Below are 17,274 nucleotides of genomic sequence, written 5' to 3' on the forward strand. Positions count from 1 at the left end.
GAGAATCCGATGCGTGTGTGGTTTTTGAGTGCTGGCCTGGCCTTGATGTGCATGGCCCAGAGCGCAGCGGCGGGTACCGTCCTGATCGTTGGCGATAGTATCAGCGCCGGTTTCGGCCTGGATACCCGGGTGGGGTGGGTGTCGTTGCTCGAGCAACGGCTCAAGCGCGAAGGTTTCGACGATAAGGTGGTCAATGCGTCCATCAGCGGCGACACCAGTGCCGGAGGCCGGGCGCGCCTGCCGGCGCTGCTTGCAGAGCATAAGCCTGAGCTCGTTATCCTCGAATTGGGGGGCAACGATGGGCTGCGCGGAATGCTGCCAACACAATTGCAACAAAATCTTGCGTCGATGATCGACAGCTCCCGCGCCAGTGGCGCCAAGGTGTTGTTGCTCGGCATGCAATTGCCGCCCAATTACGGTGTGCGTTACACCCGGGCCTTTGCCGAGGCCTACACCAAAGTGGCCGACGAGAAAAAAATCCCGCTGGTGCCGTTTTTTCTCGACGGCGTGGGCGGTCATCCGGACCTGATGCAATCCGACGGCCTGCACCCGGCGGTGGGGGCTCAGGGCAAGTTGCTGGAAAATGTCTGGCCGACACTGAAACCGCTGCTTTGACGCTTTTCTAGCGGCGGTGTTTCGGCTAAGGTGGCGCCCCCGATTTGGAGCCCCCGATGCCGCGTCCTGCCTGGTCCCTTTTTGCTTATCAACTGATCGAGCCTGACGAACAGCTGGATCTGTTCGCCTGCCAGGAAGTGCGGGTACATCTGGTGACCCGTCAGCTGGAACTGGGCGGCTCGGCGGACCGAACCTTGTGCGGCAGCCTGTTGCCGGCGCAACCGCGCTGGTCGAGCGTCGACCGTACTGTGTTCCAGGACCAGCGCCTGTGCTCGCTGTGCCGGGCCATTCTGGAATCGCAAAAACGCGGCACCTCGCCGATCTGGCCTGAGTTGCGGTTCGAGCTTTAGGCCCTGTAGCGAGGGGGCTCCTGTGGCGAGGGAGCTTGCTCCCGCTGGACTGTGAAGCAGGCCTGAATTCCGATCACCGAGGTTCTACAGTAAAAACGCATTTACCGGTTTCACGACGGCTACGCCGCCGAACGGGAGCAAGCTCCCTCGCCACAGACAAGCCCCCCCCACAGGCAAGCCCCTCACCGCAGGTCCCCCAACCACAGGTCTTTACGTCTCCCCGAAATAACGGGCGGCGGTGTACAATCCTGTTTTTATACCCTTGTCGATCATGCGAAGGATTTTCCGGATGTTGCCGCGCTTTCCCGCCGTCACCCGCTGCCTGTCTCTTGCCGCCCTCTGCGTGGCGGGTCCCGTTGCAGCATTGGAGCTACCCCTGCCACCGCCCGGTGAAGACATCATCGGCCAGGTGCAAGTGATCAAGGCCAAGTACGAAGACACCTTCGCCGACCTTGGCACCACCTACGATCTGGGCTATTTGGAAATGGTCGCGGCCAACCCCGGTGTCGATCCATGGTTGCCGGGCGCAGGTACCGAAATCGTGCTGCCGACCCGCTTCATCCTGCCGCCGGGCCCCCGTGAAGGCATCGTCATCAACCTGGCTGAATACCGCCTCTACTACTACCCGAAAGGCCGGAACGTGGTGTACACCTTCCCGCTGGGTATCGGCCGTGAAGGCTGGGGTTCGCCGATTGCCCACACCAGTATCATCGCCAAGACGCCGAACCCGAGCTGGACACCTCCAGCGTCGATCAAGGCCGAGCACGCGGCCGATGGCGACCCACTGCCGAACGTGGTGCCGGCTGGCCCGGACAACCCGCTGGGGCCGTTCAAATTCACCCTGGGCACTCCCGGTTACCTGATCCACGGTTCGAACAAGAAATTCGGCATCGGTATGCGCACCAGCCACGGCTGCTTCCGCATGTTCAACAACAACGTGCTGGAAATGGCCAGCATGGTGCCGGTCGGGACGTCGGTGCGCATCCTCAGCGACCCGTACAAGTTTGGTCTCAGTGGCGGCAAGGTCTATCTGGAGGCGCACACACCGCTGGATGACAAGGGCAACCCGTCGGTGGTCGACAAGCACACCGCAGTGATCAATGCGATGCTCAAGCGTGAGGACATCACCAACAACTTGCGCATGAACTGGGATGTGGTGCGTGATGTGGTGGCCGCTGAAGATGGCCTGCCGGTGGAAATCGCCGTGCCGAATACGTCGGTACCGATGGTATCGAGCGCGCCAATCGACCTGCAGCAGTAACGTGTTAAAGCAACCCGCCGATGCAGGCCGCATCGGCGGGTTTTTTATGGCCGGCAGAAACTGCGGGCCATAAAAAAGCCGACCCATAAAATGGGTCGGCTTGATAACAATCCCGAAGGATTATTACTTGCGGCTAGCTTTTTCCAGCATGCGCAGAGCACGCTCGTTAGCTTCGTCAGCAGTCTGTTGTGCTTTTTGAGCAGCAGCCAGAGCTTCATCAGCTTTACGGTAAGCTTCGTCTGCACGAGCCTGGGAGCGAGCTGCTGCGTCTTCAGTAGCAGTCAGACGTGCTTCGGTTTCTTTCGATACGCTGCTGCAACCGGTAGCCAGAACTGCGGCCAGAGCCAGAGCAGAGAATTTCAGAACGTTGTTCATCGTGTTCCCCTTCAAGGACTTTCTATTAAGTAGCTATCTCCTCAGAGTGAGGAAATAGCCGGCGTACATACTACCCATTACTTGTAGTAAGTAAACTGACGTAGCGCAAGAAGCAAAAAAAATTGTAGGCGTTGATTCTTTTTCGAGCAACTTTTAACTGCATTGTATAAAAAATACCCAGCTGCGAGGCCCGAACTGAACGAGCCGCCGGGGAAAAGTTCCCCGCGTCGGCAGCTGTTTTTCAGTCTTGGCTAAAGTCTGTCTAGATGGAATCGTCCACACTTTTGTTCGAATTTTGCGCAGCCGCTCTCATATCTTTATCCATGTTGAGGTGACTTAAACAAAGGGCGCTCGTCTTAAGTCTCAATATCCGGCAATGTTCAGGCTTCGACCCGGCAAGACACCGGTCGAGTCGTCCCATCACCCGGAGCAGCACCCGCCTGCCAGCATGACGAGTGTCCCTTGAGCATTTCTGCCAATGGTGCCTACTATTTGATACGTGCCTGGTTGTGCGAGATTGGTGCGGCTTTTCTCGGTGTCCATTCAGGCACGGGGTGGCGTAGATGTTCCTTCGCCGGAAAAACATCGGTAAGGTAGGGGTCAGAATTAAAGACCCGCGAGGAGTAGTAATGAGCGAGGCGTTGTCCATCCACCATGACCAGGCTGGTCATCAGTTCGAGACCACTGTGGACGGTTATCGTGCCTACCTGACCTATATGGATCTGGGGAAACAGACCCTGGATATCTATCGCACCTTCGTGCCCAACGCACTGCGTGGTCGCGGCATTGCGGCGGCATTGACCGAACAGGCACTGCAATACGCTGATGAAATGGGCTACACCGTCATTCCATCGTGCTCCTACGTGGAGCGCTACATGGAGCGTCACCAGCGGCATGCCGCCAAGCTGTGAACAAAACGAACGCATAAAAAAACGCCAGGTTTAAGCCTGGCGTTTTTTTATGCGTGAAACGGCGATCAGCTGCGATTGCGTTTGGGCAGCACGTCCTTGAGCTTGGTGTGCATGCTGCGCAAGGTGTTTTCGGTGGCGGTCCAATCGATGCAGGCATCGGTGATCGATACGCCGTATTGCAGGTCGGCGAGGTCTTTAGGGATCGCCTGGCAGCCCCAGTTCAGGTGACTTTCGACCATCAGGCCGATGATCGACTGGTTGCCTTCGAGGATCTGGTTGGCGACGTTCTCCATCACCAGCGGTTGCAGGGCCGGGTCTTTGTTGGAGTTGGCGTGGCTGCAATCGACCATGATGTTCGGTTTGATCTTCGCCTTGTTCAGCGCTTGCTCGCAGAGGGCGACGCTGACCGAATCGTAGTTCGGCTTGCCGTTACCGCCACGCAATACCACGTGACCGTAGGCATTGCCCTTGGTGGTGACGATCGACACACCACCTTCCTGGTTGATGCCCAGGAAACGGTGCGGGCTGGAAACCGATTGCAGGGCGTTGATTGCCACCGTCAGGCCGCCATCGGTGCCGTTCTTGAAGCCGACGGCCGAGGACAGGCCGGAAGCCATTTCACGGTGAGTCTGGGATTCGGTGGTGCGCGCGCCAATCGCCGACCAACTGATCAGGTCCTGCAAGTATTGCGGGGAGATCGGATCGAGGGCTTCGGTGGCGGTTGGCAGGCCCATCTCGGCCAGGTCCAGCAGCAACTGACGACCGATGTGCAGGCCATCCTGAATCTTGAACGAGTCGTCCAGGTACGGATCGTTGATCAAGCCTTTCCAGCCGACGGTGGTGCGTGGCTTCTCGAAATACACGCGCATGACCAGATACAGGGTATCGGACACTTCGGCTGCGAGTACCTTCAGGCGTTCGGCGTATTCGTGGGCAGCCTTGATGTCATGGATCGAGCACGGCCCGATCACGACGAACAGGCGGTGGTCGGTGCCATCAAGAATGTTGCGAATGACTTCGCGGCCCTTGGTGACGGTGCGCAGGGCAGTGTCGCTCAGAGGGATATCACGCTTGAGCTGATCGGGAGTGATCAGGGTCTCGTTGGAGGCGACGTTAAGGTCGTTGATCGGTAAATCAGCCATCGTTTACTCGTCAGGTCACGGGTGCCGGCCGCCAGCGATCCCCGCGCGGCGGAGCACAGCAAATTTAAGCGCGTCGGGGAGTCGAACCTTAGCGCGTTACACCGTGGCTCGACAATGGGCAGACACTGGTTTAGGGGGCATTCTCAGTGAGTTTCCCCGCCGGGGAAACAAATTGAGAACGCCCCCTAACCCAGCACTGGCTGTGCAAATGCCTGGTGAACCGTGTCGTGGGAGAACTCGTCGGCGTGCTGCTGGACCCATTCGAGCGCCAGGCTCTCATTGCTCTGCTGTTCGCTTTGGAGTTCATGCTGACGGCAGTAACGTTCGATCTGGCAGACCTGTTCACCCATCCGCGCGCAAAATAGCGTCTGTTCGTCGATGAAGGCGATCCCCACCAGATAGCCGCGTTTTCGTCGCAGACACCACGCCACATAGCCCAGATAACAGACTGTGGTGCTCAGGGTCGGCATGCGCACTTCGAGTGCCGTACCCCGTCGCCACGCGCGGTGGTAATTGCAAGCCATGCCGCCGAGGCTGATAGTGTGCAGCTCTTGCCGCGAAATACACTCATGTTTGAGCAACGTTAATTCGACGGGCACATCGTCAGGATGAGGAAGATAACGTCTCATGAACACGGACTCCCTGTGTCGGCCATCTGACATCGTTTCTCCCAGTATAGTGGTCGAATCGGAACTGACCGATTTCGACGCCGACCAACGGTTGCTGGCGATGAGCGGCATTTCACTGGTGATTTTTACCAGCGTCGGCTGCGCCAGTTGCCGTTTTGCCCGTGAGCAGTTGCCCGGGCTCGATCTGATGGTCGATCGGCTGTGCTGGATCGATGCAGGGAACAATGGCGGGGTGGTCGAGCGTTATCGGGTCTTTCATTTGCCGGCGCTGTTTGTGGTGCGCGACGGTGAGTTCTTCGGGGCGCTACAGTCGCGTCTGACCCGCACGGCACTCAACGAGGCCCTGGGTCAGGCGCTGAGTCGACAAGCAGAGGAGTTGCCATGACAGGCACAGTGGCCAGGCCGACGATCGGCATTATCGGGACCGGCGCTATCGGTGGTTTCTACGGGCTGATGCTGGCGCGTGCCGGCTTCGATGTGCATTTTCTGTTGCGCAGTGAGTTTTCTGCGGTGGCCGAACGCGGCTTGCATCTCGACCATGCGTCGTTGGGCCCGCTGACCCTGAACCCGGTCCAGGCCTATTCGTCGGCTGCCGACATGCCGCCCTGTGACTGGCTGCTGGTGGGCGCCAAGACCACCAGCAATGCAGGCCTGGCGCCGGCCATTATTCAAGCCGCGGCGCCTGATGCCAAAGTGCTGCTGCTGCAAAATGGCCTGGAGGTCGAAGACAGCCTGCGTGCGTTGCTCCCCGATTCGCTGCACCTGCTCGGCGGACTTTGTCTGATCTGCGTGCATCGCGCCGGCCCTGGTGTCATCACCCATCAGGCGCTCGGTGCCGTGAATGTCGGCTACCACAGCGGCCCCGCCGCCAATGAACAGGCGCGCATGAGCATCGTCGAGGAGGGCGCCGGGTTGTTCCACGCTGCCGGCATCGACGCCCAGGCCATGCCGAACCTGCACCAGGCGCGCTGGCAGAAACTGGTCTGGAATATCCCCTACAACGGTCTGTCGGTGCTGCTCGGGGCCAGCACCACACCGTTGATGGCGGATGTCGGCAGCCGCGCGCTGATTCAGGCCTTGATGGCCGAAGTGGTTCAGGGGGCCAAGGCCTGCGGCCATGACATGCCGCCGGATTACGCCGACTATCTGTTCATGATGACCGAGAAAATGCCCGACTACTGGCCGAGCATGTACCACGACTTTTTGCACAAGCGGCCGCTGGAGCTGGACGCGATCTACGCTCGGCCACTGGCTGCGGCGAAGACGGCGGGATGCGAGTTGCCGCGAATCGAAGCTTTGTATCGCAGCTTGAGTTTTATCGACCGACGTAATCACTGAGTCGGTCAAAAGAAAGGGGAAGGGCATGGCAAATGTCATAGACGACAAACTGGTGCTGGCGATTTCTTCGCGAGCGCTGTTCGATTTGAGCGAGAGCCACAAGGTCTATCTGTCGAGCGGCGTCGAGGCCTATCGGCAGTACCAGATCGAACACGAAGACGAAATTCTCGAGCCCGGCGATGCATTCCCGTTGGTGGAAAAACTCCTGAACCTGAACGCCAGTCTCGGCCGTGCCCGGGTCGAGGTGATCCTGGTGTCGCGCAACAGCGCCGACACCGGCCTGCGGGTTTTCAACTCGATTCATCACTATGGCCTGGCGATCTCGCGCGCGGCATTTGTCGGCGGGCGCAGTCCTTATCCCTACCTCAAGGCCTTTGACTGCGACCTGTTTCTTTCGACCCACGCCGACGATGTGCGCAGTGCGCTGGATGCCGGTTTCGCCGCAGCGACTATTCTGTCGGGCGGTGCCAGTCGCGCCGCCAGCGATGAGCTGCGCATTGCTTTCGACGGTGACGCGGTGCTGTTTTCCGACGAGTCGGAGCGGGTTTATCAGTCGGGAGGTCTTGCGGCGTTTCAGGCGAGCGAGCGTGAGGCAGCCCGCGAGCCTTTGCGTGGAGGGCCGTTCAAAGGCTTCCTGGCAGCCCTCAATTTGTTGCAGCGCGAGTTTCCCGATGACGCCTGTCCGATCCGCACCGCACTGGTGACCGCACGATCAGCGCCGGCCCATGAACGGGTGATCCGTACCTTGCGCGAGTGGGACATCCGTCTGGACGAATCGCTGTTCCTCGGCGGCCTGACCAAATCGGCTTTTCTCGAAGCCTTTGCCGCCGACGTATTTTTCGACGATCAGGCCGGCCATTGCGAGCTGGCCCGCGAAGTGGTCGCCACCGGGCACGTGCCCCATGGCATCAGTAACGAACCGTCGGTTTAAAGCCCTTCGGTTCAATGGGTTTGCGCCGGGCGCCGCACTCGCCACGGCACTGCTAAGCTGAATCAATCTCCGCCATGTTGGCATTTGAGGAGGTCATATGATTCGTTCGATGCTGTACGCCACTGACTTGGGTCTGTACGCACCATTGGTGATGCAGCATGCCTTGGAACTGGCTCGAACATTCAATGCCGACTTGTACGTGGTGCACGCGGTAGAGCCTATGGGGCTGTTTGCTGAATCCGTGTTGCAGAGTTACCTCGACGAGAAGTCCTTGAACGAATTTCACAGTCAGGGTCTGAACACGGTGATCGCCAATATCCAGCAACGAGTGCTCGACAACTTTCGCGAAGAACTGGGGGATGAAGGAGAGCAGGATTTGCAGCGGATTCAAGCGGTGCGGGTGCTGCAGGGCGATCCGTCACAGGTGATTCTCGATCAGGCGCAGAAACTCTCTGTCGATTTGCTGATCGTAGGAAGCCACAGTCATGGCGCCGGGGCGGAAACACCGTTGGGCCGGACCGCTGCGCGCGTGTTGCAACTGGCCAGGGTGCCGGTCTATCTGGTGCCGCTGGTGGAGCGTCGCCGCAAAGAGGATCGCTAGAACTCGAATAATGGCATTTTGATAAAAAGTTCTAGATTTATTCATCAAACCATTAATATAGTTATATACCGTCGCTGATGCCCGTGGCGTCTACCTGCTTTGAGGGATTCATATGAAGCTTCAACAATTGCGCTACATCTGGGAAGTGGCGCACCACGACCTCAACGTTTCCGCTACAGCCCAAAGCCTCTACACCTCGCAACCGGGCATCAGCAAGCAGATCCGTCTGCTGGAAGACGAATTGGGGGTCGAGGTTTTCGCCCGCAGCGGTAAACACCTGACTCGTGTAACCCCGGCGGGTGAGCGCATCATCACCACCGCCGGTGAGATCCTGCGTAAGGTTGAAAGCATCAAGCAGATCGCCCAGGAGTTCTCCAACGAGAAAAAGGGCACTCTGTCGATCGCCACCACTCACACTCAGGCGCGTTATGCATTACCGCCGGTGATCAGCAATTTCATCAAGCAATATCCGGACGTTGCCCTGCACATGCACCAAGGGTCGCCGATGCAGATCGCCGAGATGGCCGCTGACGGCACCGTCGATTTCGCCATCGCCACCGAAGCCCTGGAGTTGTTCGGTGACCTGGTGATGATGCCGTGCTACCGCTGGAACCGCTGCGTGGTTGTGCCTCAGGGCCACCCGCTGACCAAGCTGTCGAAGCTGACCCTCGAAGCCCTGGCTGAATACCCGATCGTGACCTACGTGTTCGGTTTCACCGGCCGTTCGAAACTCGACGAAGCCTTCAGTCATCGCGGCCTGACACCAAAAGTGGTGTTCACCGCCGCCGACGCCGACGTGATCAAGACGTATGTTCGCCTGGGTCTGGGCGTGGGTATCGTGGCGAAAATGGCGGTCGACACCAAGCTCGATAGTGATCTGGTGGTGCTCGATGCCAGCGAGTTGTTCGAATCCAGCATTACCAAAATCGGTTTCCGTCGTGGCACGTTCCTGCGTGGCTTCATGTGCGACTTCATCGAGAAGTTCGCGCCGCACCTGACCCGCGAAGTCATGGCCAAGGCCATTCAGTGCCACAACAAGCAGGAACTGGAAGAACTGTTCGACGGTGTCGAACTGCCGGTCCATTAATCCTCAACAGACCTCGGTAACAGCAAATTGTTGCCGAGCGCCCGCCACCAGAATCTCCACTTCATCCCCTTCGAACTTGCCCAGCAGGCTTTTGCCCAGCGGCGAGCGAGGGGTGATGACGGTAATCAGTTGCCCCACCAGATCAACCTTCAGCCCGGCCGCGTCGGGGGCCAGGAACAGCCATTGTTCGCGACCCTTTTCGTCTTCCAGGCCGAGCAGGGCGCCGACTTCGATACCGCGCCGGTCGTCATAAGGCCGCAATGTCAGGTTCTGGCAAAGGCTCAATGACTGCCTGATTTCTTCCACCCGTCTGGCCTGTCCGGCCGCCAGATAAGACGCCTCCAGCCCCAGAGTGTCGTACTTGTTCTCGGCGATGTTTTCTTCGTGGGTCGCGGTTTCGTAAGCGGTTTGCGCGGCACGCTCGGCGATGTCGAGATCGATCCGCAGCTTGTCGATGATCAGTTGGTGGACGGTCGGCTTGTGCATAGAGAGCTTCATGATCAATCGCAGAATTGCACGACGTTGGCGCGGCTTTTTTCGCTCGGCGCGGTCTGGTCCTGTTGCAGCCAGAACTGGCATTTTGGATTGGCCAGATTGTGTTTGCTGCTTCTGGCCTGTTCCACCATTTGCTGCTGCTCGTTCCTGCGCAGGTGTTCCTCGTACTGTTCGAACATCGGGTTTTGCGGGGCGGGTTGCTCAATCACCGGCGGCTTGGCCAGTTGCTCCACCGCTTGGGCCAAGGGCGCCAATTGCTCGTTGAACAACAGGCGCCAGGCGAGCCAGCAAGTCAGTGCGATTGCGATGAATCCCAGCCACAAGCCAAGGGCAATGCTGCCGGTCAGTCGCAGCGCATTAAACTGGATCGGCAAGGGACGGCGCGGGTTGGGACGGTAGGGCATTACTGCCTCCTGGCGGGTGGTCGCGGGGGAGTGCGATTGTCGCACGAAGATTAATCGTCGTCGGCTCTTCTGCACGGGGTAATTTATGCGGACAATCGGCGCCTTTGCCAACGGGAGCCTGGAATGCCTGAAATGAAAACCCGCTGGGATATTTTTTGCACCGTGGTCGACAACTTTGGTGATATTGGTGTGACCTGGCGCCTGGCCCGACAATTGGTGGCCGAACATTCAGTGGCGGTACGCCTGTGGGTCGACGACCTGCGGGCCTTCGAACGGTTGTGTCCAGAAATCGACATCCACGCCGCGCAGCAGTGGCAGCAGGGTGTCGAGGTGCGACAGTGGTCAGCGGACTGGCAGCCCACCGAAGCCGCAGATGTCGTCATCGCCGCGTTCGCCTGCCAGTTGCCGAGTGTTTACATGGAGGCCATGGCCGAACGGGAAAAGCCGCCGCTGTGGATGAACCTCGATTATCTGAGCGCCGAAGACTGGGTCGTCGGTTGTCACGGCTTGCCGTCGGTGAAGTACAAGAATGTGCAGAAGTTCTTTTTCTTCCCGGGCTTTCGCAAGGGTACGGGTGGCTTGCTGCGTGAAAGCGGATTGCTCGAGCGGCGTCGGCAATTTCAGCAAAGTCCGCAAGCTCAGCGAGCATTCCTGCAAGGCTTGGGTATTGATCGCGCGTCAAACGCGCAGCTGATCTCGTTATTTGCCTACGAAAATACCGGGCTGGCCAGTTGGCTCGACGCCATGGCTGCCGATTCGGCGCCGACTCATCTGCTGGTGCCCGAAGGGCGGATTCTCGGCGACGTCGAACGCTGGCTCGGGGTCAACGGGCTGACAGTCGGTGCGGTGCATGTGCGCGATGCCTTGACCGTGCAAGTGCTGCCGTTCGTCCGACAGGATCAATACGACCTGCTGCTGTGGAGCTGCGATTTCAACGCTGTGCGCGGCGAAGATTCTTTTGTTCGCGCGCAATGGGCAGGCCGGCCACTGCTCTGGCACATCTATCAGCAGGACGAAGATATCCACCTGGACAAGCTCGACGCCTTCCTCAACCTGTACACCCAAGGCCTGTCCAAGCCTGCCGGCGAGGCGATCAGCGGTCTATGGCGGGCATGGAATGCAGGTGAGACAATGACCGAGCACTGGAAATCAACCCGCAAACACTGGCCGGAACTGGAAAAACATGCCGAGACATGGTGTCTGGAACAAGCCTTGCAGGCAGATCTTGCCGCAGCGCTGGTACAGTTTTACCTAAATTGGATATGATACGCGGCCTAGATTTTTGTAAATCCCATCCAAATTCGGATATTCGCAATGAAAACTGGTAAAGAACTGAAACCCGGGATGGTGATCCGTCTCGAAAACGATCCTTGGTTGGTTCAGAAAGCTGAATTCACCAAGTCGGGTCGTAACAGCGCGATCATGAAGACCAAGCTGAAGAACCTGCTGACCGGTTACAAGACCGAGATCGTTTACAGCGCCGACGACAAACTGGACGACGTAATCCTCGACCGCAAAGAAGCGACCCTGTCCTTCATCAGCGGCGACTCCTACACGTTCATGGACACCACCGACTACACCATGTACGAGCTGAACGCTGAAGACATCGAAGCCGTTCTGCCTTTCGTTGAAGAAGGCATGACCGATGTTTGCGAAGCGATCTTCTTCGAAGAGCGTCTGGTTTCCGTAGAACTGCCGACCACTATCGTGCGCGTAGTTGACTACACCGAAGGTTCCGCTCGCGGCGACACTTCCGGCAAGGTGATGAAGCCTGCCAAGCTGAGCAACGGTACTGAGATGCAAGTTGCTGACTTCATCGAGATCGGTGACAAGATCGAGATCGATACCCGCGAAGGCGGTTCCTACAAAGGCCGTGCTAAATAAGCACAGCCTCAGGAATGAAAAAGCCCGACCATTGAGTCGGGCTTTTTTGTGCCAGTTGAAATGCAGCTTCAAGAACAACGATGAACCCTTGTGGGAGCAAGCCTGCTCGCGATGGCGGCTTCACATTCAACAAAGATGTTGACTGATCTACCGCTACCGCTATCGCGAGCAGGCTCGCTCCCACAGGTTTTTTATTTCAAGTGTTGCTTGAGCTCTTCGGACGCTTGAAGCATCGCCGAACGCACCGCGGGCACCTGGCTCACCACGTTGAGCAAACCGTAGTCGTGGATCATGCCGTTGTAGCGAACCGCGGTGACTGGTACGCCAGCCTCGTCGAGTTTGCGGGCGTAAGCTTCACCTTCATCGCGCAAAACATCGGCGCTGGCCGTCTGCACCAGAGCGGGTGGCAGACCCTTGAGTTGCGTGGTGGTTGCCCGCAGCGGTGAGGCGTAGATCTCGTTCCGCTGTTTGGCATCAGTGGTGTAGTTGTCCCAGAACCACTTCATCATGTTTTTGGTGAGGAAATGCCCCTCGGCGAACTGGTTATAGGACGCCGTTTCAAAGCTGGCGTCAGTCACTGGCCACAACAACACCTGGAACCTGATCACCGGCGTGCCCTTGTCTTTGGCCATCAGGGCAACCACGGCCGCCATGTTGCCGCCGACGCTGTTGCCGGCCACGGCCAGGCGTTTGCCGTCGACGTTGATCTCTTTACCGTGCTCGGCCACCCACTTCGTCGCGGCGTAGGCCTGGTTGATCGCCACCGGGTAATGCGCCTCCGGCGACGGGGTGTAATTGACGAACACCGCCGCCGCGCCCGAACCCGTCACCAGGTCCCGCACCAGCCGTTCGTGGGTCGGGAAGTCCCCCAGCACCCAGCCACCGCCGTGGAAGAACATGAACACTGGCAGCTCGGCCTTGACCCCGGCCGGCCGAACGATGGTCAGGCTGATCGGTTGGCCGTCGACCTGGATGGTCTTCTCACGGACATCGGCTTTTGGCAGCGTCAGCTTCACCCCGGCCTGCGCACCCACCAATACCGCACGGGCATCGGCAGGGCTGAGCTGTTCCATCGGTTTGCCGGTGCCAGCATTCAACACGTCGAGGAACGCCTGGGTGTGGTGTTCAACCCCGTCGCTTGCAAACGCGCTGTTGATGGACAGGGCGAGAAGGGTGCCGGTCAATACTTTGCTCAAAGTGCTCACGTTCGTCTCCTGGTTCGGGCCTGGAAATCAGCGGTTAGACGGTAACGTGCAGGCGCACATCGACGTTGCCACGGGTGGCGTTGGAGTACGGGCAGACCTGATGGGCGGCTTCGACCAGGCTTTGTGCGTCGGCTTGTTCAAGACCCGGCAGGCTGATGTGCAAGTCGATGTCCAGACCGAAACCGCCAGGGATCTGGCCGATGCCGACATGGGCGGTGATCGAGGCGTCGTCCGGGATTTTGCGTTTGGTCTGGCTGGCGACGAATTTCAGTGCGCCGATGAAGCAAGCGGAGTAACCGGCGGCAAACAGTTGTTCAGGGTTGGTCGCCGCGCCGCCGGCACCACCGAGTTCTTTCGGGGTAGCGAGTTTGACGTCGAGGACGTTGTCGCTGGAGATTGCACGACCGTCACGGCCGCCGGTGGAGGTTGCGATTGCGGTATAGAGCGTTTGCATGGTGTGAGCCTCGTTCTGGATTTGAATTTTTGCGCTAAATGTTTGCGCGCTAAGTAAGTGCGAAGTGAATGTAGCTCGCAAATATTTAGTGCGCAATATAAATTTTGAAGAAAATTTGACCCGAAATAGGCGCGCGCGATTAAAAGTCTTGAGTTAGAGCTGTCGAGGCGGGATTTTTGCGGGGAATTTTTTTCGAGGACCGGGTTGGAGAAACGGATTTTTGAGAGCGCTACAAAACAAATGTGGGAGCGAGCCTGCTCGCGATAGCGGTGTGCCAATCAACATCAATGCTGAATGTCACTCCGCTATCGCGAGCAGGCTCGCTCCCACAAGGGGTTCGTGGTGTTTTGGAGGTTAGAGGCTGTCTTGCAGGTGATTGCGCAGCGCTTGAAGATCCGCTTGCAGCTTCTTCAACTGTTCCAGTGTTTGTCCGCTGGCACCGAGAATGCACTGGGGAATGCCACGGGCCTTGTCTCGCAACGCATGGCCTTGCTCGGTGAGCTCGACAATCACCACCCGTTCGTCTTCACGGCTGCGGGTGCGGCTCAGCAGGCCTTCGGCTTCCAGGCGCTTGAGCAACGGGGTGAGGGAGCCAGGATCGGTCAACAGCCGGGTGCTGATTTCGCCGACCGTCAACCCATCCTTTTCCCACAACACCATCATCGCCAGGTACTGCGGATACGTCAGGCCCAGCGCTTGCAGCAGCGGCTTGTAGACCTTGGTCATCAGCAGCGAGGTGGAGTGCAGGGCGAAGCAGACCTGATTGTCCAGCAGCAGGTCGTCACAGTTGTCCGGGTTGTTGCGCTCGGTGTTCATTTCAAAGCCTTGATCAGTGATCGTCATGAATCTAGCGGGCGAATCTTTAATGCGCCAGATAATTCTGGACTAGTGGCGGTCCAGATTGGTTTGCAGCGCCAGATCCCACGGTGGGATGGGGCTGAAACGGGTCTTCAGGTATTCCAGCAACAAGCGGCTGCGCGAACTGGGTTGCTGCTCCAGGCGCAACGCATAAATGCCGGTGCTTTCCGGTTTTGGCAGGCCGTTTTCGCAGAACAGCGGCAGCAGTTCGCCGCGTAATAAGTATTCGCTGGCCAGCCAGGTCGGCAGGTGCGCGATGCCCAACCCGGCCAGTGCGCCGCAGACCAGCGCCTCGGCATTGTTGGCGCTCATGCGGATTCGTGCAGGCCGGTGCAAGTGCATCTGCCCGTCCCGCTCGAAGCGCCAGGCGAACGGCGGAGCCAAGCCTTCCCAGTCGAGACCATCGTGGTCGACCAACTGCGCCGGATCGGTCGGCACCCCACGGCGTTGCAGATAATCGGGGCTGGCGCAGGCGATGCGCACCATGCTCGCCAGCGGGGTGGCCACCAGCCGAGTGTCGGCCATTTGCCCGGCACGCAGCACCAGATCGACCTTGCCCAGGTTCGAGCCCTGCATGTCGACAAAGCTGTCGATCAGGTGCAATTGCACGTCGAGCCCTGGGTAAAACGTCAGGAAATCGGCAATCGCCGGCGCCAGGTGTCGTCGTCCGAACGCTGCCGGTGCGTCAACCCGAATCAAGCCTTCCGGCGCGTTGCTCAGGGACACCGCTTCCGCCCGGGCCAGCCGCAGTTCTGCGACGATCCGCCGCGCGCGCTCGGCAAAGGCCAAACCGGCCGGAGTAGCCCGTACCGCGTGGGTGCTGCGAATGAACAACTGGCTGCCAACGGCGCTTTCCAGGCTGTCGATGCGTCGCGCCACCGCCGATGGCGTCAGTGGATGGCGGCGGGACGCGGCGGAAAAGCTGCCACTTTCCAGCACATCGAGAAACAGGCCGAGTTGTTCAGTCAATTGATTGGGATTCATGGCTTCGTCAACGCTTGTGCGAATTTGGCACAGCCATTGTGCGTTGCTGTGCGTTTCCCCGCCAGAGCCGACTGCGTAGGATGAACGGCCTGACAAGAGGAAAATCGCCTGTGATTGAGTTCGTGATGTATCTGGTTTTTGGTGCTGCCTTGGGAACCCTCGGCGGGCTCTTCGGCATTGGTGGCGGGTTGGTCGCAATCCCGCTGCTGGGTGTGTGGTGCGGTCTTGATCAACAGATTGCCCAAGGCACGGCGTTGGTGATGGTGGTGCCGAACGTGATGCTGGCGCTGTGGCGCTATCACCAGCGCAATCGCATCGAATTGCGGCATGCGCTGCCACTGGCCTCGATGGGGTTTTGCTTCGCCTGGATCGGTTCGATCTGGGCGGTGGGTATCGATGCGCAAACCATGCGCTTGGGCTTCGTCGCTTTCCTGATCGCTCTGTCCGCCTACAACCTGATGCGAATGTTCACCACCAACGCACCGGCCTCTTCGCAGATGCGCTATTCCTGGCCGTGGCTGGGCGTGCTCGGCGCGGCTTCCGGGACGATGGGCGGACTGTTTGGAGTGGGCGGGGCAGTGGTGGCAACGCCGGTGTTGACCAGCCTGTTTGGTACCACTCAAGTGGTTGCCCAGGGCTTGTCCCTGGCACTGGCATTGCCAAGTACGGGCGTCACCTTGATGACCTACGCGGTGCATCATCAGGTGAACTGGACGATCGGTCTGCCATTGGCGGTCGGCGGATTGATGAGCATCAGTTGGGGCGTGAGAATTGCCCACGCATTGCCGGAGCGGCTACTGCGCGGGCTGTTCTGTGGTTTTCTGGTGTTCTGTGCGGTGATGCTCGCTTTTAAAGTTTGAAACCTTCGACGATGTGCTCGGCCAGGCATTCGGTGATCGGCGAAGGGTTGTTCAGGTTGCGGATCAGCATGATGCTGCCTTCCGGCAACAGGGGCAGGCCCTGATCGGCGCCGAGGATGCGCATATCCGGCGTGATCAGGCTTTCCAGTTGCGCGGTGATGGCCAGGCCCGCGCTGACCACCGCCATCAATGCCGACAGGCTGGAGCTATTGTAGGCAATGCGGTAATCGCGGCCCATGGCGTCCAGAGCATTGCACGCCCAGGCGCGGCAGAAACAATCGCTGTTGAACATCGCCAGCGGCAACGGTGTTTGCTCGTGGGCGCTGAAGCATTGGGCCTCGGCCCAGACAAAACGCTCCTTGCGCAACAATTGGCCGATCTCGTTACCTGGTTCGCGGGTGACGATGGACAGGTCCAGGTCTTGGCGTTGCAACAGTTGCCGGGTCGATTCGCAATGAACTTCGATCTGGATCAGTGGGTAAAACTGCGCGAAGCGCGACAGGATGCCTGGCAGAAAGCGCATGACGTAATCGTCGGGGGTGCCGATTCGTACTGTGCCGACCATGTGCGGCTCGCGCAGGGTATTGAAGACTTCGCTGTGGAGTTTGAGGATACGCCGCGCATAGCCCAGCAATACCTGGCCTTCGGCGGTCAACTTGACCTGGCGTCCGTCGCGTTCGAACAGCTGGCGCTGCAATACGTCCTCTTCGAGGCGCTTCATCTGCATGCTCACCGCGGACTGGGTGCGGTTGACCATTTCACCAGCGCGGGTGAAGCCGCCCTGGTCGGCGATCGCGACGAAGGTGCGCAGAACATCGGTGTCGATACTGGGGTAAGCGGACATCCATCAATCTCCGAGATGTATTCCATCAGAAACATTCGTTGGATTG

At 58.9% G+C, this 17,274-nt stretch carries 22 protein-coding genes; 12 read left to right on the forward strand and 10 right to left on the reverse strand.

Annotation, left to right across the window (positions count from 1 at the left end):
- Window positions 1–9 precede the first annotated feature (9 nt).
- The 3 genes from LOY38_RS09445 to LOY38_RS09455 all read left to right on the forward strand — a co-directional run bounded on the left by LOY38_RS09445 (window position 10) and on the right by LOY38_RS09455 (window position 2,226).
- On the forward strand, window positions 10–615 hold the full coding sequence (locus tag LOY38_RS09445; RefSeq protein ID WP_258699792.1) for an arylesterase: 606 nt from the start codon (window positions 10–12) through the stop codon (window positions 613–615).
- Window positions 616–671: 56 nt separating this feature from the next.
- The gene (locus LOY38_RS09450) at window positions 672–965 is read left to right on the forward strand and encodes a hypothetical protein (protein ID WP_007899882.1); all 294 of its coding nucleotides are present in this window, start codon (window positions 672–674) and stop codon (window positions 963–965) included.
- Window positions 966–1,254: 289 nt separating this feature from the next.
- Window positions 1,255–2,226 (forward strand): L,D-transpeptidase family protein, encoded by a 972-nt coding sequence (locus tag LOY38_RS09455; protein WP_258699793.1) that lies wholly within the window; start codon window positions 1,255–1,257, stop codon window positions 2,224–2,226.
- A gap of 123 nt (window positions 2,227–2,349) precedes the next feature.
- On the opposite strand, the gene oprI is transcribed toward LOY38_RS09455, so the two are convergent.
- Window positions 2,350–2,601 (reverse strand): outer membrane lipoprotei OprI, encoded by a 252-nt coding sequence (oprI, locus tag LOY38_RS09460; protein ID WP_003172710.1) that lies wholly within the window; start codon window positions 2,599–2,601, stop codon window positions 2,350–2,352.
- Between the two features lie 629 nt (window positions 2,602–3,230).
- On the opposite strand from oprI, the gene LOY38_RS09465 reads away from it, so the two are divergent.
- A complete protein-coding gene (locus tag LOY38_RS09465) occupies window positions 3,231–3,512 on the forward strand; it encodes a GNAT family N-acetyltransferase (protein WP_007939987.1) in 282 nt (93 codons plus the stop codon).
- 65 nt (window positions 3,513–3,577) lie between these two features.
- On the opposite strand, the gene LOY38_RS09470 is transcribed toward LOY38_RS09465, so the two are convergent.
- Complete coding sequence (locus tag LOY38_RS09470; RefSeq protein ID WP_258699794.1) at window positions 3,578–4,654, reverse strand: 3-deoxy-7-phosphoheptulonate synthase; 1,077 nt, start codon at window positions 4,652–4,654, stop codon at window positions 3,578–3,580.
- Between the two features lie 185 nt (window positions 4,655–4,839).
- Window positions 4,840–5,283: a PilZ domain-containing protein gene (locus tag LOY38_RS09475; protein ID WP_258699795.1), complete on the reverse strand. Its 444-nt coding sequence runs from the start codon at window positions 5,281–5,283 to the stop codon at window positions 4,840–4,842.
- Here LOY38_RS09475 and LOY38_RS09480 point away from each other — a divergent pair.
- The 5 genes from LOY38_RS09480 to cysB all read left to right on the forward strand — a co-directional run bounded on the left by LOY38_RS09480 (window position 5,282) and on the right by cysB (window position 9,240).
- Complete coding sequence (locus LOY38_RS09480; RefSeq protein WP_258699796.1) at window positions 5,282–5,668, forward strand: co-chaperone YbbN; 387 nt, start codon at window positions 5,282–5,284, stop codon at window positions 5,666–5,668. The two genes, LOY38_RS09475 and LOY38_RS09480, sit on opposite strands and share 2 nt — an antisense overlap.
- Entirely contained in the window at window positions 5,665–6,621 is a 957-nt protein-coding gene (locus LOY38_RS09485) for a putative 2-dehydropantoate 2-reductase (protein WP_258699797.1), read from the forward strand. Before LOY38_RS09480 ends, LOY38_RS09485 begins: the two co-directional genes overlap by 4 nt.
- 25 nt (window positions 6,622–6,646) lie before the next feature.
- On the forward strand, window positions 6,647–7,552 hold the full coding sequence (locus LOY38_RS09490; RefSeq protein WP_258699798.1) for a 5'-nucleotidase: 906 nt from the start codon (window positions 6,647–6,649) through the stop codon (window positions 7,550–7,552).
- Window positions 7,553–7,649: 97 nt separating this feature from the next.
- Window positions 7,650–8,153: a universal stress protein gene (locus LOY38_RS09495; protein WP_258699799.1), complete on the forward strand. Its 504-nt coding sequence runs from the start codon at window positions 7,650–7,652 to the stop codon at window positions 8,151–8,153.
- A gap of 112 nt (window positions 8,154–8,265) precedes the next feature.
- Window positions 8,266–9,240, forward strand: a complete 975-nt coding sequence (gene cysB, locus LOY38_RS09500) for an HTH-type transcriptional regulator CysB (protein ID WP_007899921.1) — start codon at window positions 8,266–8,268, stop codon at window positions 9,238–9,240.
- Window positions 9,241–9,243: 3 nt separating this feature from the next.
- Here cysB and LOY38_RS09505 read toward each other — a convergent pair whose 3' ends face one another.
- Window positions 9,244–9,726, reverse strand: a complete 483-nt coding sequence (locus LOY38_RS09505) for a transcription elongation factor GreAB (protein ID WP_258699800.1) — start codon at window positions 9,724–9,726, stop codon at window positions 9,244–9,246.
- 14 nt (window positions 9,727–9,740) lie between these two features.
- Window positions 9,741–10,139: a hypothetical protein gene (locus LOY38_RS09510; protein ID WP_258699801.1), complete on the reverse strand. Its 399-nt coding sequence runs from the start codon at window positions 10,137–10,139 to the stop codon at window positions 9,741–9,743.
- Window positions 10,140–10,262: 123 nt separating this feature from the next.
- Between LOY38_RS09510 and earP the strand changes: the two genes are divergently transcribed.
- Window positions 10,263–11,405 carry an elongation factor P maturation arginine rhamnosyltransferase EarP gene (gene earP, locus LOY38_RS09515; protein ID WP_258699802.1) on the forward strand — a complete coding sequence of 381 codons (1,143 nt, stop codon included), beginning with the start codon at window positions 10,263–10,265 and terminating at the stop codon, window positions 11,403–11,405.
- Between the two features lie 48 nt (window positions 11,406–11,453).
- On the forward strand, window positions 11,454–12,023 hold the full coding sequence (locus LOY38_RS09520) for an elongation factor P (protein ID WP_258699803.1): 570 nt from the start codon (window positions 11,454–11,456) through the stop codon (window positions 12,021–12,023).
- A 191-nt stretch (window positions 12,024–12,214) separates the two neighbouring features.
- On the opposite strand, the gene LOY38_RS09525 is transcribed toward LOY38_RS09520, so the two are convergent.
- The 4 genes from LOY38_RS09525 to LOY38_RS09540 form a co-directional block, all read right to left on the reverse strand.
- Complete coding sequence (locus LOY38_RS09525) at window positions 12,215–13,228, reverse strand: alpha/beta hydrolase (RefSeq protein WP_258699804.1); 1,014 nt, start codon at window positions 13,226–13,228, stop codon at window positions 12,215–12,217.
- A 34-nt stretch (window positions 13,229–13,262) separates the two neighbouring features.
- Window positions 13,263–13,682: an organic hydroperoxide resistance protein gene (locus LOY38_RS09530; RefSeq protein ID WP_008009416.1), complete on the reverse strand. Its 420-nt coding sequence runs from the start codon at window positions 13,680–13,682 to the stop codon at window positions 13,263–13,265.
- 354 nt (window positions 13,683–14,036) lie between these two features.
- On the reverse strand, window positions 14,037–14,498 hold the full coding sequence (locus tag LOY38_RS09535; protein WP_258700688.1) for a MarR family winged helix-turn-helix transcriptional regulator: 462 nt from the start codon (window positions 14,496–14,498) through the stop codon (window positions 14,037–14,039).
- Window positions 14,499–14,567: 69 nt separating this feature from the next.
- Entirely contained in the window at window positions 14,568–15,524 is a 957-nt protein-coding gene (locus LOY38_RS09540) for a LysR family transcriptional regulator (protein ID WP_258699805.1), read from the reverse strand.
- Between the two features lie 125 nt (window positions 15,525–15,649).
- On the opposite strand from LOY38_RS09540, the gene LOY38_RS09545 reads away from it, so the two are divergent.
- Window positions 15,650–16,384 carry a sulfite exporter TauE/SafE family protein gene (locus tag LOY38_RS09545; RefSeq protein ID WP_258700689.1) on the forward strand — a complete coding sequence of 245 codons (735 nt, stop codon included), beginning with the start codon at window positions 15,650–15,652 and terminating at the stop codon, window positions 16,382–16,384.
- On the opposite strand, the gene LOY38_RS09550 is transcribed toward LOY38_RS09545, so the two are convergent.
- On the reverse strand, window positions 16,374–17,228 hold the full coding sequence (locus LOY38_RS09550; RefSeq protein ID WP_258699806.1) for a LysR substrate-binding domain-containing protein: 855 nt from the start codon (window positions 17,226–17,228) through the stop codon (window positions 16,374–16,376). The two genes, LOY38_RS09545 and LOY38_RS09550, sit on opposite strands and share 11 nt — an antisense overlap.
- Window positions 17,229–17,274: the final 46 nt, after the last annotated feature.

It is taken from the genome of Pseudomonas sp. B21-015 (assembly GCF_024749285.1).
Lineage (GTDB): Bacteria > Pseudomonadota > Gammaproteobacteria > Pseudomonadales > Pseudomonadaceae > Aquipseudomonas.